The 14,166-nt window shown below is 69.0% G+C and carries 16 protein-coding genes and 1 tRNA gene; 7 read left to right on the top strand and 10 right to left on the bottom strand.

What is annotated here, in order from left to right:
- Window positions 1-20 precede the first annotated feature (20 nt).
- A complete protein-coding gene (locus tag DP107_RS15745; protein ID WP_144263093.1) occupies window positions 21-1,178 on the bottom strand; it encodes a CNNM domain-containing protein in 1,158 nt (385 codons plus the stop codon).
- A gap of 39 nt (window positions 1,179-1,217) precedes the next feature.
- Window positions 1,218-3,029 carry an L-aspartate oxidase gene (locus DP107_RS15740; RefSeq protein WP_144263092.1) on the bottom strand — a complete coding sequence of 604 codons (1,812 nt, stop codon included), beginning with the start codon at window positions 3,027-3,029 and terminating at the stop codon, window positions 1,218-1,220.
- Between the two features lie 182 nt (window positions 3,030-3,211).
- On the opposite strand from DP107_RS15740, the gene DP107_RS15735 reads away from it, so the two are divergent.
- Window positions 3,212-3,709: a LabA-like NYN domain-containing protein gene (locus tag DP107_RS15735; protein ID WP_144263091.1), complete on the top strand. Its 498-nt coding sequence runs from the start codon at window positions 3,212-3,214 to the stop codon at window positions 3,707-3,709.
- A 189-nt stretch (window positions 3,710-3,898) separates the two neighbouring features.
- On the opposite strand, the gene DP107_RS15730 is transcribed toward DP107_RS15735, so the two are convergent.
- Window positions 3,899-4,483 (bottom strand): hypothetical protein, encoded by a 585-nt coding sequence (locus DP107_RS15730; protein ID WP_144263090.1) that lies wholly within the window; start codon window positions 4,481-4,483, stop codon window positions 3,899-3,901.
- A gap of 435 nt (window positions 4,484-4,918) precedes the next feature.
- Complete coding sequence (locus DP107_RS15725; protein ID WP_144263089.1) at window positions 4,919-5,101, bottom strand: hypothetical protein; 183 nt, start codon at window positions 5,099-5,101, stop codon at window positions 4,919-4,921.
- A 100-nt stretch (window positions 5,102-5,201) separates the two neighbouring features.
- Here DP107_RS15725 and DP107_RS15720 point away from each other — a divergent pair, with 100 nt between their 5' ends.
- The 3 genes from DP107_RS15720 to DP107_RS15715 all read left to right on the top strand — a co-directional run bounded on the left by DP107_RS15720 (window position 5,202) and on the right by DP107_RS15715 (window position 7,554).
- A complete protein-coding gene (locus DP107_RS15720; RefSeq protein WP_144263088.1) occupies window positions 5,202-5,807 on the top strand; it encodes a PUA domain-containing protein in 606 nt (201 codons plus the stop codon).
- Window positions 5,808-5,871: 64 nt separating this feature from the next.
- On the top strand, window positions 5,872-6,030 hold the full coding sequence (locus DP107_RS20230) for a hypothetical protein (protein WP_185977356.1): 159 nt from the start codon (window positions 5,872-5,874) through the stop codon (window positions 6,028-6,030).
- Window positions 6,031-6,105: 75 nt separating this feature from the next.
- The gene (locus tag DP107_RS15715) at window positions 6,106-7,554 is read left to right on the top strand and encodes an amidase (protein WP_144263087.1); all 1,449 of its coding nucleotides are present in this window, start codon (window positions 6,106-6,108) and stop codon (window positions 7,552-7,554) included.
- A 162-nt stretch (window positions 7,555-7,716) separates the two neighbouring features.
- Here the strand turns inward: DP107_RS15715 and DP107_RS15710 are convergent, their stop codons facing one another.
- Entirely contained in the window at window positions 7,717-8,784 is a 1,068-nt protein-coding gene (locus tag DP107_RS15710; protein WP_144263086.1) for an NAD(P)-dependent glycerol-1-phosphate dehydrogenase, read from the bottom strand.
- Between the two features lie 106 nt (window positions 8,785-8,890).
- Between DP107_RS15710 and DP107_RS15705 the strand changes: the two genes are divergently transcribed.
- Window positions 8,891-9,307, top strand: a complete 417-nt coding sequence (locus DP107_RS15705) for a plastocyanin/azurin family copper-binding protein (protein WP_144263085.1) — start codon at window positions 8,891-8,893, stop codon at window positions 9,305-9,307.
- A 33-nt stretch (window positions 9,308-9,340) separates the two neighbouring features.
- On the opposite strand, the gene DP107_RS15700 is transcribed toward DP107_RS15705, so the two are convergent.
- Genes DP107_RS15700 through DP107_RS15685 form a run of 4 tightly spaced genes read right to left on the bottom strand, consistent with a single transcriptional unit; the run spans window position 9,341 to window position 12,040 of the window.
- Window positions 9,341-9,976 (bottom strand): 30S ribosomal protein S3ae, encoded by a 636-nt coding sequence (locus tag DP107_RS15700; protein ID WP_144263084.1) that lies wholly within the window; start codon window positions 9,974-9,976, stop codon window positions 9,341-9,343.
- Complete coding sequence (locus DP107_RS21495) at window positions 9,973-10,356, bottom strand: KEOPS complex subunit Pcc1 (protein ID WP_394348551.1); 384 nt, start codon at window positions 10,354-10,356, stop codon at window positions 9,973-9,975. Before DP107_RS21495 ends, DP107_RS15700 begins: the two co-directional genes overlap by 4 nt.
- Entirely contained in the window at window positions 10,353-11,555 is a 1,203-nt protein-coding gene (locus tag DP107_RS15690) for a hypothetical protein (protein ID WP_144263083.1), read from the bottom strand. The genes DP107_RS21495 and DP107_RS15690 overlap by 4 nt, the downstream gene beginning before the upstream one ends.
- 20 nt (window positions 11,556-11,575) lie before the next feature.
- Window positions 11,576-12,040, bottom strand: a complete 465-nt coding sequence (locus DP107_RS15685) for a 30S ribosomal protein S15 (protein WP_144263082.1) — start codon at window positions 12,038-12,040, stop codon at window positions 11,576-11,578.
- A 293-nt stretch (window positions 12,041-12,333) separates the two neighbouring features.
- Between DP107_RS15685 and DP107_RS15680 the strand changes: the two genes are divergently transcribed.
- Window positions 12,334-12,405, top strand: a tRNA-Ala gene (locus DP107_RS15680).
- A 795-nt stretch (window positions 12,406-13,200) separates the two neighbouring features.
- Window positions 13,201-13,440 (top strand): DUF7386 family protein, encoded by a 240-nt coding sequence (locus tag DP107_RS15675; protein ID WP_144263081.1) that lies wholly within the window; start codon window positions 13,201-13,203, stop codon window positions 13,438-13,440.
- 82 nt (window positions 13,441-13,522) lie between these two features.
- Here the strand turns inward: DP107_RS15675 and DP107_RS15670 are convergent.
- Window positions 13,523-14,166, bottom strand: a 644-nt coding sequence (locus tag DP107_RS15670) for a sensor histidine kinase (protein WP_144263080.1), incomplete at its 5' end; no start/stop codon positions are given.

The following is a 14,166-nucleotide window of genomic DNA, read 5'->3' as shown; positions in this document are numbered from 1 at the left end:
CGGCCGCCGTCGGGGACCGCTCAGGTCCCCCCCGGCCGCCCGTCCACCGCGCCCGTCCCCGCCGTGTCCTCGGCGTCGATCTCCTGATCGAGGGGGTCCTCGATCTCGCCGGTGACCGACTCGAGCAGGTCCGTCACGGTCACCATCCCGACGACCTCGCCGCTCGCGGGTTCCCCGCTCGCTCGGGGCGTCTCCGACGCCCCGCTGTCCTCGACGACCAGGGCGAGCTCCTGTCCCTCGACCTGGAACTGGTCGATGGCGTCGCTCACGTCCATGTCCGGCGAGAGCGTCACCGGCGGGGCCGCAAGCGCCTCGAAATCGACGGTCCCGTCGGCGAGGGCCTCGCGCCGGCGGGCCAGCGCCGGGAAGTAGACGACCCCCCGGTAGTCGGTCAGGTCCTCGCCGACCAGGGGGTAGCGGGTGTGGGGCCGTTCGGCCATCCGCTCGAAGTTCTCCTCCGGGGAGATGGCGGTCGACAGCGCGACGATCTCCTCCGGCGGCACCATCACCTCGCGGACCGGCCGCTCGCCGATCCGGAGCGCGTTCAGGACCTCCTCGCGGCGCTCGTCCGACAGGTCCCCCTCCTCGAGCACGCTGCCGAGCCGGTTGCGCAGGTCCGCCCGGGACTCGATGACGTCCTCCTCGGTCTCCAGCCAGGCGCCCGTCATCTCGACGCCGAACAGCTTCAGCGTCCCCTTCGCGACGTAGTCGCCGAGCGTGATGAGCGGCGAGATGAGCAGGTAGAAGTAGTACAGCGGCGTCGCGCCGTAGCGACAGACGAATCGGGACCGCTCGACACCGAGGTAGGTCGGGGTCTGCTCCCCGTGGGTCAGATGGATCAGGTTGATGATGAAGTAGGCGAGCAACGCCCCGGCGCCGACGGTGGCGAGGAACGTCCCACCGAACAGCGGCTCGAACAGCGCCGCCAGCGCCGGCTCCGCGACGATACCGACCGCGATGCTGGAGGCGGTGATGCCGACCTGACAGGTCGTCAGGTAGAGCTCCAGGTCGTCGGTCATGTCCCAGGCCCGCTGGAGGGCCGGCCGGTCGCCGACGAACTCCGACTCGGTGAACTGCCGGGCGCGGGTGAGCGCGAACTCGATGGCCACGAAGAAGCCGTTGGCCAGGATGAGCAACACCCCGGCGACGAGACGAAGCGCGAGTTCGAGTGGCGTCATCACCCGACTGTCGCACGGCCACACCGAAAACGCCGGCGGCTACTCCAGCTGGTGGTAGTCGAGCTCGTGGCCGGCGTCCAGGGCCGCCTGGACTGCCTCGCTCGGTTCGTCGACCGGCGTGGTGGACAGGTGCATCCCGCCGACGCTGTCGCGCTCGTAGCGGACGTTCCGGCGCCACTCGGGGTCGCGCTCGGTGTGGTCGGTCCGGTAGTGTGCCCCGCGGGATTCGGTCCGCTCCCGGGCGCCCCGAAGGACCGACTCGGCGACCGTCAGCGCGAACCCGAGGTCGATGGCGAACTCGTACGAGCGGCTCGTCCGGTCGCCGACCGCGAGGTCGCTCGCGCGCTCGCGAACCTGCCGGAGCCGGTCCAGCCCCGCCTCGATACCGTCCGCCTCACGCCGGATCCCGGAGGCGTCCCACAGCAGCTCGCGCACCTCGTCCAGCAGGGCGACGGGGTCGTGGGCCCCGTCGCTCTCGGCCAGCCTCGCCAGGTCGGTGAGATGGACGCGGGCGTGCTGGTGGAGGTCGTCGCTGTCGCGGCCGTCCGGAGCCGTCGCCAGCCGCTCGGCGATGGCCTCGCCGGCCACCTCGCCGAAGGCGATGGTCTCGGCCAGCGAGTTGCCGCCGAGCCGGTTGGCGCCGTGGACGCCGGCCATCGTCTCGCCGATGGCGTAGAGGCCACTCACCCGCGTCTCGCCCGCGTCGTCGACGGCGACCCCGCCCATCCCGTAGTGGGCGGTCGGGGCCACCTCGACCGGCTCCTCGGCCATGTCCACGCCGAGCTCGTCGAACCGCTCGTACATCCGTGGGAGCCGCTCCTCGATGAACGACCGGTCACGGTGGGAGATGTCGAGGTAGACGCCGCCGTTCTCGGTACCGCGGCCGGCCTCGATTTCGCTGGCGATGGCGCGGGCGACCACGTCCCGGGCGTCGAGCTCCATCTGATCCGGGGAGTACTCCTCCATGAACCGTTCGCCCTCCGAGTTGAACAGCCGACCGCCCTCGCCGCGGACGGCCTCCGTGACCAGCCGGCCGTCCCAGTCCTCGCCGTAGCGGTCGCCGACCATCCCGGTGGGGTGGAACTGGACGAACTCCATGTCCATCAGTTCGGCGCCAGCCTGGTAGGCCAGCGCCGGGCCGTCGCCGGTGTTCTCGTCGTCACGCGAGGAGTGACGCTTGTAGAGGCTGGTGTACCCGCCCGCGGCCAGCACGACCACGTCCGTGTCGAAGACGACGAACTCGCCGGTGTCGAGGTCCGTCCCGGCCGCCCCGAGCACGCGGCCGTCGGGCCCGTCGCCGTCGGTAACGAGCCGCGACACCAGCACGTTCTCGCGGTACGGGATGTCAAGCGACTGTGCCTTCGCGACCAGTGTCCGCAGCAGGGACTCGCCGGTGTGGTCCCCCGCGAACGCGGTCCGGCGGAACGACTGCGCGCCGAAGTAGCGCTGGTCGATCCCGCCGTCCTCGGTCCGACTGTACGCCATCCCCCAGTCGTCGAGTTCGCGTAGCAGCCGGGGCATCCGCTCGGTCACGGCCTCGACCGCGTCGGGGTCGTTGATGTGGTGGCCCTCGTTCAGTGTGTCCGCCGCGTGGACCGTCCAGTCGTCCTCCGGGTCGTGGGTTCCGAGCGCGCCGTTGATACCGCCGCGCGCCCACGTTGTGTGGGCGTCCCCGTGGCCGCGCTTCCCGATGACGAGGACGTCCTCCGGTGGGACCCCCTGTTCGACCAGTTCGATGGCCGCGCGAGCACCGGCAGCGCCCGCCCCGACGACCAGCACGCGCCGGTCGACGGTCTCGTACTCGGCGGACACGGCATCGTCGGCCGCTGCAATCTCGTTCCGTTGCGACATGGATAACTAGACGGGGGCGCCCCAGTTAAGTCCGTCGCGCGCGTGCGCGGGCTGATGGCGGCTCTGAGGCCCTCTGGATCCAGTATTCCGAATCGACGGGTAGAAAACTTCCCGTTGCGGCCCGCTCGCGCCGGGGGTCCCGACCCGACACGCTTTCCACGACGGCCCGACCATCCCCCGGTATGCCCCCCATCCACGACAGTCAGCGGGTGGCCGTGCTCGCGGACTCCCAGAACCTCTACCACACGGCCCATAGCCTCTACTCGCGGAACATCGACTACACCGCGTTGCTCGACGGCGCCACCCTCGACCGGGAGCTCGTGCGCGCCATCGCATACGTCATCCGCGCGGACTCGCCCGCCGAGGAGGACTTCTTCGACGCGCTCCGGGACATCGGCTTCGAGACGAAGATCAAGGAGATCAAGACCTTCGGCGACGGCACCAAGAAGGCCGACTGGGACGTCGGCATCGTGCTCGATGCCATCACGCTCGCCGAGCACGTCGACGCCATCGTCCTCGCCTCCGGCGACGGTGACTTCTCGCGGCTCTGCTCGCACGTCCGCCACCAGGGCACTCGCGTCGAGGTGATGAGCTTCGGCGAGTCCACCGCCGACGAACTCATCGACGCCGCCGACTCCTTCGTCGATATGAGCGAGGACCGGGAGCAGTTCCTGTTATAAACGAGCTTTTTGACGCCTCGGGCTTCCTCGCGCCGGCGAAGCCGGCGCTGCGGAGAGCCACTCGGCGCAAAAAACGTTCAGAAGAAAGGCCGGCCTCCGCGCCCTGCGGGCGCTCCGGCCGGTGAACCGCGCTCGCTCCGCTCGCGCGGACGCAGGGCACAGACGGTACCACAATTGTCCGTACAGAAGTCAGGCGATTCGTCGCCGCAATCCAGTCGTGAATACACGGACGATGTCAGCCGGGGTACGCTCCACGAGGTCTTCTATAGCGGATGAAGAGAAGTAGAACCCCCCGACAGCAGCGAGGATCATCAGTCCCAGGACCAGCGTATCATTGGCCTGGAACTGAAACCAAGCCGGCGTTGCGCCAGCGACCACCTCCGCGACGATTACGAGCGAGAACAGTGACAAAGTCAGCAATGAGAGCATGATATGATCAGCCACACGCTCAACTGCCTCCCGAGCCGCCCTCATCTCTTCAACTTCCAGATCACCAGGCACACCCCAGCTAGATTCGGGGTGCGCAAGCCCATACATCTGGACGTGGTGCTCGGTTACCTCACGATGCCGGAGAATCCCTTGAGAATGGAGATCTTTCGACCGCCGCTCGATAGTCCTCTGAGAAACATCGGCAAATGAGTCTGAATCGCTTATCTCACGCTCTATCCTCGGTTGCTCGGTATCCGGCTCGTCTCGTTCCACGAGAAAGCGAAGAATATCGATCTTCGTCTCGTCTAGGTCGCGGTCGCGAAATCGTTCTGGTATCTCTCTCATTCCTATGTCATTTAGGTAAGTACTCTGGCATATATCCCAGGGGCGGTTTACTCTGTCGTGCGCTCGACAACAGGGTGTCCAGTGGCCGACAGAGCACGTATCGGGGTCGACAAGCCATCTGAAGCTTGTGAACGGTAATACCCTTTCTCGATGCTTGGTCCAGGAATACCTGCCACAGAACGGGAATAGATTGCTGTCGCCAGATGATAGATGTCGAAGTCGAACCAGAAATAAACACTATTGGCAAATAACATGTCGCACAACTCGATTAGCCACCTATGCCATGCAGAAATATCCGGTTCCATGACATAGTTTTTCGAGTTGATTCAATTCATCGGGTGCAGTCTCCTGTACTGGCTTCAGGTACTTGCAGGGTAGGTCGGGATTCTGCCAGCCAACTCCCGCAGTCGCTTCGACGGACACAGCACGGCGACGCTAGACGCTCGCGTCCTCCTCGGACAGTCCCAGCAACAGCGTGCCCGCGACGACGCCGACCGCGCCGCCGACGGCGACGGCCGGCGGGATGGGCCCGTTCCGGAGGCCGTAACCGACCACGACGACGCTGCTGACCACCAAGAGGAGGAGCCCGAGCCCGACCTTCCGCCAGTCCGAAGCCATAGGCGACCTGAGGAGCGTCGAGAGCTTAAGTCCCGCTTTCCGCGACGACCCGGCGGGCCGGGTCGAAAGGCGTTTGCCCGGCGGTCCCGCCCGTCGAGATATGACCGAGGACGCCGAGGCCGACGACGGAGCGGGGCCGGCGGTCCACCCCGACGACCGTGTCGGCGTCGACTCGCCCATCACCGACGGGGAGCTGGCGCGGCTGCGGGCCATCGCCGCCTACCAGTTCGGTGACGGGGCGGAGGGGCTGTTCACGGGAGCCGAGGGGGTCCAGCGGACGAGTTCGGGGCGGCCGCGGCAGGTCGCCGACGCCGACGGCGCCCGGCTGGTCTCCTTCGGAACGGACGGCCGGTTCACCCTCGGCGTGGCCGGCGGCCGCCGGCTCCAGGCGCTCGCGGCGCCGGCCAACCGCGTCGCCGTCAACGCCGAGTCCGTTCCGTTCGTTGCCGAGGAGCGCAACGCGTTCGCCAAGTTCGTCGTCGGTGTCGACCCGGACATCCGCCCGGGCGACGAGGTGCTGGTCGTCCATGGCGGCGCGACGGTCGGTGAGGGGGTCGCGCTCGGGGGCGACGACGCCCCCGCCGAGACTGGCGCCGGTACCGCGGAGCGGCTGTTGGCCGTCGGCCGCGCGGAACTCCCGGCGTCGGGGATGACCGATTTCGAGACCGGGATGGCGGTAAAGATACGGGACGGTACGGAGTCCTGACCCGCGCGCCGCGCTGGCGCCCGAACTCGGAACCCCTTTACCGGCGCCAGCCCCACGCGGCGGTATGTCCGCCTCCGACCCCGGAACCCCGGAGAACACCGAAATCCCCATGACCTGGATCATCGTCTTCCTGCTGCTGGTGTTCGGCCTCGGTGCTGCCGCCATCCTGTTCTCCGGCGGTGACCTGGTGGCCGGGCAGCTCCTCGCCCCCGACGCGTTCTGACCCCTCCCCGCCCCGTTTCAGTGGCCGTTCCAGCGCGGCCCTAGAGCTAAGCCCCGACCGCACGCAGCCGCGGCCGTGACACCCTTCCAGCCAGCCGCCGACATCGCCCGCGCGGTCCGGGCGGGCGACCGGTCGGCCACCGAGGTCGTCGAGCCGTTCCTCGACCGCATCGCCGAGCGCGCCGACGTGACCAACGCCTTCGTCACCGTGCTCGAGGACCGTGCCCGCGAACGCGCCCGCGAGGTCGACGCACAGATCGAGCGCGGCGAGGACCCCGGCCCGCTCGCGGGCGTCCCACTGGCAGTGAAGGACCTCACGGAGCATATCGAGGGTGTCCGCAACACGTACGGCCTGGAACCCCTCTCGGACAACGTCGCCGAGGAGACGACGGTCACCGTCCGGCGGCTGGAGGCGGCTGGCGCCGTCATCGTCGGCACCACCAACACGCCGGAACTCGGGCACACGCCGCTGACGTACAACGAACTCCAGGGTCCGACGGGGACGCCGTTCGACCCGGACCGGAACGCGGGCGGCTCCTCCGGCGGCTCGGCGGCCGCGCTGGCCGACGGCCTGACCGCCCTCGCGACGGGGAGCGACGTCGGCGGCTCGCTGCGGAACCCGGCCTCCTGCTGCGGGGTCGTCTCGGTCAAGCCCTCCTTCGGCCTCGTCCCGAAGCAGACCCGGCCGGACGCGTTCTACTCGCACTCCCCGTTCGGCGTGCTCGGGCCGATGGCCCGGACCGTCGAGGACGCCGGCCTCATGCTCGACGCCCTCGCCGGCCAGTCCGACGTGGACCCGTTCTCCGTCCCCGCGGAGGGGGACTACCACGACGCGGCCACCGCGGGCGTCCCGGCAGGGGCGTTCGCCGTCGGCTACACGCCGGACCTCGACCGCTTCGCCGTCGAGGAGTCGGTGCGGACGGTCTGTGGCACCGCCGTCGACGCGCTCGCGGATGCGGGCACCGCCGTCGCGGACGTCACGGTCGGCGGCCCCTCCAAGCCCGACATGACATTCGACTACGGGAAGCAGGCGACCGTCTACTTCGCCACCATCGTCGACCGACTGGAGGACGAGCATCCGGAGCTGGATATCGAGGGCGAGCACGCCGGCGACGTCCCCCCGTCGCTGCTGAACACGCTCGGGATGGGCCGGGGGCACGGTGCCGACGACTACATGGACGCCAACGTCGGCCGGACGGCGTTCTACGACGCGGTCGAGGATACGCTGGACGGACTGGACGCGCTGGCGGTGCCCGTCCTGGCGACGCCGCCGCTTCCGAACGGCGCCGACTTCCCCACCGAGATCGACGGCGAGAACGTCTCCGGCCTGCCGATGGACTGGATGCTCTCCTGGCCGTTCAACATGAGTGGTCACCCGGCCGTAACGGTGCCGGCCGGGCTCACCGACGACGGGCTCCCGGTCGGGCTGCAGCTGGTCGGGCACCGCTACGACGAGGAGCGCCTGCTCTCGCTGGCCGCGGCGTACGAGCGGGCGAACCCCTGGTCGTACCCCGGGGCGGAGTGAGGCCGCCCCCGGCGCTCACCACTCCCTGCAGGGGAGGTACTCGCCCTCGTAGGCGATACGTGCGCGGCACTCCGGCTGCTCGGCGTCCACGCCATCCGGGCGATATGCTGGCATCCGTGGCTCCGGAGGTACGACCCGTTGCCGCAGCGCGGCGAGTCGCCGTCAGTCGCCGCCGATGACGCCCGTGACGGTGGCGGCCTCGCGGGCGGCGCGCTCGTCGACGCCGTCGCCGAGGATGGTGTAGCGGTTCCGGATGGTGTGGGCGGTCGTCACCGCCTCGAGGAACGCCCCGTCCTCTATCCCGAGTTCGGCCGCGTCCGTCGGCGCCCCGAGGCTCTCCAGCGCCGCGCGGACGGAGCGCCACTCCCCGTCCGTCCCCGAGTGGAGGTACTCGGTGACGACCGAGGCGACCCCGACCTGGTGGCCGTGGAGCGCCGTGCCGGGGGCGATGCGGTCGAGCTGGTGCGAGATGAGATGCTCGGCGCCCGACGCCGGCCGCGAGGAGCCCGCGATGGACATCGCCACGCCCGAGGAGACCAGCGCCTTCACGACGATCCAGGCGGACTCCTCCAGCCCCCGCTTGATGGAGTCGGCGCGCTCGACCAGCATCTCGGCGGTCATCTGGCTGAGCGCGCCGGCGTACTCGCTGTACTCGACGTTCTTCAGCCGGTGGGCCAGCTGCCAGTCCTTCACCGCGGTGTAGTTGGAGATGATGTCGGCGCAGCCGGCGGTCGTCAGGCGCCAGGGCGCCGCCGACAGCAGCTCCGTGTCCGCCACGACCGCCAGGGGCGGGTCCGCGGCGACGGAGTGGCGCGTGTCGCCCTCCGGTACCGAGCCGCGCCCCGAGACGATGCCGTCGTGGCTCGCCGCCGTCGGGACCGAGACGAGCGCCAGATCCAACTCGTCGGCGGCCATCTTCGCGATGTCGATGGGCTTGCCGCCGCCGATGCCGATGAGGAAGTCCGCGTCGGCCTCCCCCGCGGCCGCCATCACCTGCTCGACGGCGCCGAACGACGCCTCCTCGACGACCGTCGTCTCCGGCTCGACCCCGGCGGCCTCGAACTGCGTCGCCACCCGCTCCCCGGCGAGCTCGTACGGCGTCGGCGAGGTGACGAGCAGCGGGGTCCCGTCCAGATAGAGGTCGTCGACCGCCTCGCGTACCCGGCCGAGGACGCCGTGCCCCACCACCACGTTCCGGGGCAGCCGGATCCACGTCGACTTCTCGAACATATCCTCCGTGGTGGGTCCGTCGGCGTAAACGTTCGGCACCGCCGTCCCCCGGCGCCCGACGCCGGAACCACGCCGCCTAAGAGCGCTGGGGCCCTACAGTAAAGTGATGGACAGACGCACGTTCCTCGCGACGGCGGGTGCCGCGGCCGCGGTCGGGCTCGCCGGCTGTGGCGCCGCGGGCGGCTCGCTCTCCGAGACGGCGTACGACGTTGGAATGGTCCATAACGCCTTCCAGCCGGTCGAGTTCGAGGCCAGCGTCGGCGACACGGTCGTCTGGGGGAACAGCGGCAGCCGGGGCCACAGCGTCACCGCCTACGGGAACATGATCCCCGAGGACGCGGCGTACTTCGCCTCGGGCGGCGCGGCCTCCCAGAAGGAGGCCGTCTCGAACTGGCCCGACGAGGGGAACGTTCGCCCCGGGGAGACGTACAGCTACACCTTCGAGGTGCCCGGCGAGTACCGGTACTACTGCATCCCGCACGAGGCGGCCGGGATGAAGGGGACCGTCGTCGTCACGGAGTAGCCACTCGGCGGGCGGAACGGGAGAAACGCGGGGTCAGGCCTCGATGTCCTCGTCCTCGACGGCGACGGCGGTCTCCTCCTCCTCCGCGACCGTCTCCGGCCGGGCCTCGAGGGTCATCTTCTGGACCTCGACCCGGCGGACCGGGTAGATGGTCTTGGCCTCGGCGTAGATGGCCGAGGAGAGCTGGCCGTTGACGACCGCGTCGACGAGCTCCTCGAAGGTGCGGTCCTCCGCCGCCTCGCGGGTCAGGTCGATCATCGTCCGGCGGATCGCCTTCTCCTGGGAGTGGTCGGCCTTCTTGGTCGTGAACGCGACCGGCTGGATCTGGACGCGGTAGTCGTCCGTCGACAGCACGGTCTGGTAGGTGGCGATCTTCGAGGAGCCACGGCGGACCAGCGAGCGGAGGTAGTCACGGGTGAGCTCGTGCTTGATGAACTCCGTGTACGCCGAGTCCGAGCCGACATCGTTGATCTGGAACGTCAGCTTGGTGTTGTTCTCGCTGGCGTCGTTCTCCAGTTCGCCGAGCGTGGTCTCGATGGTTCGCTCGTAGAGCTGTTCCGGTTCCTCCGCGGGGGTGCCGCCGAGCTCCTGCCGGTCGAACTGCTCCGGCGCGAGCACGGTGTACCACCGCTTCTCCTGCTTCTGTCGGTCGACGCTTCGTTCGCTCATATGTCGTGTGTGTCGTGTGTGCTGATGTCGCTGTCGTTCCTGCCGCGCGATGCCGTCCGCTCGCTCGCCGTCGTGTCCACGCTGCCACCGTCGGCGCGACCGCCGTCGACGCCCGTCGGCACCTCGCCGCGCGCGATGGCGGCGACCGTCTCGGCTACGCGGCAGTTGACCACGTAGTCGTCGACGGTCGACCGCAGGCCGCCGGTCGTCGGCCGCTCGATGCGGGTCAGGACGTAGCCGTCGTCGGCCCCGACCGTCGTCCGCATCGCGTCGGTGTTGTCCGGCCGGACCGCCGCGGCGACGACCGCAGGGTCGTCGTGGCGCGTCCGGACGGTCGTCCGCTTGAGGCCGTCGCCGGCCCCGTCGTCGGGCCCGGTCATGTCTGCCCCTCCCGGAACGCGTCGATGCAGCCGGCGGGGTCGCTCGTGTCCAGCCGTGCGTACGCCGTGTCGCCCCGCTCGATGCTCGACGCAACCGCCGCCCCCGGGGCGGCCCGGGGTGCGCCGGCGGCCGTCGTGGCCGCCCGCAGCGGGCCGCCGACGTCGACGTCGTCGCCGGCCGCCGCGGCCTCGCCGTCCCCGACCGCGAGGACGGCGGGTTCGCGCGACCGGAAGTCACGGACCAGCCGGGCGACCGTCGTCACGGGACCGCTCCGCGTGACGACGGCAACGAGCCCCTCGTACCGGCTCATGTCGGCGGCCGCGACCGCGCGGTGCGCGGCACCGGCGTGGTCGCGCCACGCGTCGAGCGCGGCGTCGTGGGCGTCGTGCCCCAGCGCTAGCGCCAGCCCCGTTCCCGGGGCGCGGCGGGCCGTCGCGTCGAGCACGTCGCCGTACCCCTCGACCGTCGCGAACGGGCACCCGCCGCCGGCGCGGGGCCGGAGCGCGCGCTCGACCGCGTCGGCGGCACGGGGTGGCGCCGCGCCGGACCGGACGGCGTCGAACGCCAGCAACGACGCCAGCCGGCGGTCGGCATCGCCCGACGTCTCCGGCGTCCGTTCGGCCGGCAGGTCCCGGTCGTCGAGCGCCGCCCGGTACGCCGCCCGCTCGCCCGAGTCGGGCGTGTGGACGAGCGTCGTGTGCGCCAGCCCGTCGGCGAGGTCCGTCGTCGGGACCCCGACACCGGGTCGGCGTTCGCAGCCGGCCGCGTGGGCGTCCTCGCGGACCCTGTCCGCCGTGGTTCCGTCCTCGGCGAGCGTCGGGTCGTCGCCCGGGGTAGCGCCGGCCGCCAGCACGCCCGCAAGCGCGAGCGTCGGGTCGGCGGCGCCGGGTGCCAGCTCCCGGGCGGCCGCGTAGGCCGCCGGGCTCGCCGGGTGGTCGGGTAACGCGGCGTCACCGCCGGCCGCGCCGACCGTCACCGTCGCGTCCGCGTCCGTGCCGCCGCCGAGCGCTTCGCCCGGAAACGGTCGCACGGAGGCCTGGAACGGTGTTCCGGCCGCTGCGAGCGCCCGTGCGAGGACGCCCGCCGCGGCGACGGCGTCGCCGTCGTTCGTCGCCACGAGCCGGACGAGGCCGGCGTCGCGGCAGACGGCGGCGACGCTCTCGCCGGGGGCGGGCGTCGAGGGGTCTGCAGCAGCCATCGGTGGATGTGGTGTGGTGGTTACTCGACGAGCTCCTTCGCTCGCTCGTGCGTGTAGGCGAACGACTCGTCGATCTGGTCGCCGCGGTAGTAGTTCGCGAGGCGGCGGATCTTGGACTCGGTGTTCTGGAGCGCGCGCTTGTTCTGTGCGTCGCCGGGGTGCTCGTCCATGTGGGCTCGCAGGCGCACGGCGCGCTCGAGCAGGTTGTAGAGGTCCTCCGGGATCTCGGGGTCGGCGTCGTGCTCCTCGAGGATCTCGGTGACCTTCTTGCCCGTTGCGAGCTTGACGTCGGGGATCGGTGTCCCCTGGACGCCCTCGTCGCGCAGCTTCATGCCGATCTGGGACGGGTCGTGCCCCTGTTCCGCGAGTTCGACGACGCGCTCCTCGATGGCGTCCTCGTCCACGTCGCTCCACTCCGGCGGTTCGTCGGTCGCGGGCTTGTCCGAACCGGACGAGCCGCGACGGCGGGTGTGCATTCGTGCCATGTGTATACTCGTAGCTGTCTGATTGGAACCGCACGAGCCGCTGGCCCAATGGCGTGCACCGCGTGGTGCCGCCCGCGAGGGCCGCGATGCCGTGGCCGGTGCGGCGTCGCGTCGCTGTCGGCCTGCACCGCCGCACTCCCAAGCCGCCCGAACGGGCGGCAGGTCGGATATGCGGCTGTGCTGTTCCCGTCGGGAACTCCTCGCTCACGGATTAAACCGTTTCCGTTGTTGCCCTACGAACGCGGCGGATGACGATGGGTTTATCCCCGCGGCTGGACCAGAAACGGGTGCGAGGGCTCGTAGATCAGCGGTAGATCATCCCCCTGGCACGGGGAAGGCCCCGGGTTCAAATCCCGGCGAGTCCATCGAGTTACTGCGGTACAGCCTCTCTGACGAGTCTCTACGACCCCGGAGTGGTCCCGGTGTCTGAGGCTGTTCGCTTCGATTCCGACCAGCTTCCACTCCCCATCTGCGACTAGTGTGGGGAGCACATTCTCGAGGACGGTCAGCAGTGCTACGCCTGTGACGAGGGGGTGGGGTGCTCGCCACGGGCGCCGAGCAGCGGCGGCGCTCCGGGAGCGACCTCGAACCGGCCTGTAGCCGCACCGACAGTGACTGGCGGCCCGAGCCCGTCACCGGTGGCCTGCTCGCCTTCCACTCACCATGTCAGCAGTGCTTCCCCAAGCACGGGCCCGAGGAGGGCGCTGATACAACAATACGACAAGTACTTAAAGAAATAGGGCGTTTATGTTTGCCCGAATCTTCCCACATCGTATCTTAGCTGTATTGGTGCTTACATGGATTCTCATCTTCCCCGCTGCTGTCCCGCATATGAACAGAGTTCTCCGGGATTATGTTGGAGCGAACAGTCAAGAAGAAATTCGCTGGAGACGACTTCACCGATAGTCCCCCCATAGCTGCACCCACGATGGTACAGCTCCTCGGCGATACTCCCGATGTGTTCACATCGGGCGTTCGTGACTCCCGCAGACTGTGTTCACAGATCGGGGGTATCGAGCGGGATTGAGGCGACGCCGACCTCGATGCGCGGCCCTCTTTATCGGGAGATAGGGGCTCGAGTTACTCGCGCAGATCGCGATGGACGGGTTGCCCCCGGTTCAGCGGTCGTTGCTGGACCCTGTGTTCACAGCGCCTTCTGTATGGAACGCGACCGCATCGCGCTGCGTGCGACTGGCGATCGGGAGAAGCTGCTCGACCGGGCGAAAGGCTCCTTGGACTGTGACTCCGACGCCGAGGTGATCAACACCGCCCTCCGACACGCGGTGGAGTCCGTCGAGAACTTCGAGGATGTCAACTGCGAGGTCTCACCCGAACTCGCCGAGCGGCTGAGTGCCGACGAAGTTCGACCGACCCAGTACCCGCACGTCCGCGTGGACTGAACGTCGGGTTCTGCCGACGGGCTGTTCGAATGCTCCGTGAGTGACAGTTCTTCACGCTCGTCTTGAATGCATAGCCCGCCGGTCACACGTGCTTTTCAACGTCGGTGATCTCGAACCGTGCCCCGCCCTGCCAGCTCTCAGTCACGCTGATCTCCCAACCGTGAGCGTCGGTGATCTCCTTGACTATTCGCAGGCCGAATCCAGTCCCATCATCCGCAGTTGAGTACCCCGCCTCGAACACGTCTCCGCGGTCGGGCTCCAGGATTCCGGGGCCGGTGTCCGCTACAAAGAATCCCCCATCCATCTCCCCAATACGAACGATTACGTCACTACCTCCGTGTTCAACGGCATTACGACACAAGTTCTCGAGCAACTGTCGAAGGCTACTCCTATCGGCCCGGATAGTTAGCCCGGGCTCAGTCCTCAACTCTGCCGATTCGGTCATAACAGTCTGCCAACTCTGCTCGGCCACGTCTGAGAGTCCTACGGGGTCTCTCTCACCGATCTGCTCGCCCTGTCGTGCCAATGTCAGCGTGTCGTCCACTAACGTCTGACAGCGATCAACTGCGTCGATCACGTCGGCGAGATGCTCGCTGTCGCAGTCGGCACGAGCCATTTCCGCCCTCGCCTCGGCGACATGTAACGGGTTTCGAAGGTCGTGACTGATGATGCTATAGTAACCGTTAGAACTTTCTGCTCTTAGTGTGTTGGCGTATATAGTGAATC

This window comes from Haloglomus irregulare (genome assembly GCF_007421925.1).
Classification (GTDB): domain Archaea; phylum Halobacteriota; class Halobacteria; order Halobacteriales; family Haloarculaceae; genus Haloglomus; species Haloglomus irregulare.
This window is presented reverse-complemented; position numbering and strand designations above follow the sequence as displayed.

Excerpts from the sequence above, each read along its gene's own strand:
- DP107_RS15745 (WP_144263093.1), bottom strand. The coding sequence starts at position 1,178 with ATGACGCCACTCGAACTCGCGCTTCGTCTCGTCGCCGGGGTGTTGCTC.
- DP107_RS15740 (WP_144263092.1), bottom strand. The coding sequence starts at position 3,029 with ATGTCGCAACGGAACGAGATTGCAGCGGCCGACGATGCCGTGTCCGCC.
- DP107_RS15735 (WP_144263091.1), top strand. The coding sequence starts at position 3,212 with ATGCCCCCCATCCACGACAGTCAGCGGGTGGCCGTGCTCGCGGACTCC.
- DP107_RS15730 (WP_144263090.1), bottom strand. The coding sequence starts at position 4,483 with ATGAGAGAGATACCAGAACGATTTCGCGACCGCGACCTAGACGAGACG.
- DP107_RS15725 (WP_144263089.1), bottom strand. The coding sequence starts at position 5,101 with ATGGCTTCGGACTGGCGGAAGGTCGGGCTCGGGCTCCTCCTCTTGGTG.
- DP107_RS15720 (WP_144263088.1), top strand. The coding sequence starts at position 5,202 with ATGACCGAGGACGCCGAGGCCGACGACGGAGCGGGGCCGGCGGTCCAC.
- DP107_RS20230 (WP_185977356.1), top strand. The coding sequence starts at position 5,872 with ATGTCCGCCTCCGACCCCGGAACCCCGGAGAACACCGAAATCCCCATG.
- DP107_RS15710 (WP_144263086.1), bottom strand. The coding sequence starts at position 8,784 with ATGTTCGAGAAGTCGACGTGGATCCGGCTGCCCCGGAACGTGGTGGTG.
- DP107_RS15705 (WP_144263085.1), top strand. The coding sequence starts at position 8,891 with ATGGACAGACGCACGTTCCTCGCGACGGCGGGTGCCGCGGCCGCGGTC.
- DP107_RS15700 (WP_144263084.1), bottom strand. The coding sequence starts at position 9,976 with ATGAGCGAACGAAGCGTCGACCGACAGAAGCAGGAGAAGCGGTGGTAC.
- DP107_RS21495 (WP_394348551.1), bottom strand. The coding sequence starts at position 10,356 with ATGACCGGGCCCGACGACGGGGCCGGCGACGGCCTCAAGCGGACGACC.
- DP107_RS15690 (WP_144263083.1), bottom strand. The coding sequence starts at position 11,555 with ATGGCTGCTGCAGACCCCTCGACGCCCGCCCCCGGCGAGAGCGTCGCC.
- DP107_RS15685 (WP_144263082.1), bottom strand. The coding sequence starts at position 12,040 with ATGGCACGAATGCACACCCGCCGTCGCGGCTCGTCCGGTTCGGACAAG.
- DP107_RS15675 (WP_144263081.1), top strand. The coding sequence starts at position 13,201 with ATGGAACGCGACCGCATCGCGCTGCGTGCGACTGGCGATCGGGAGAAG.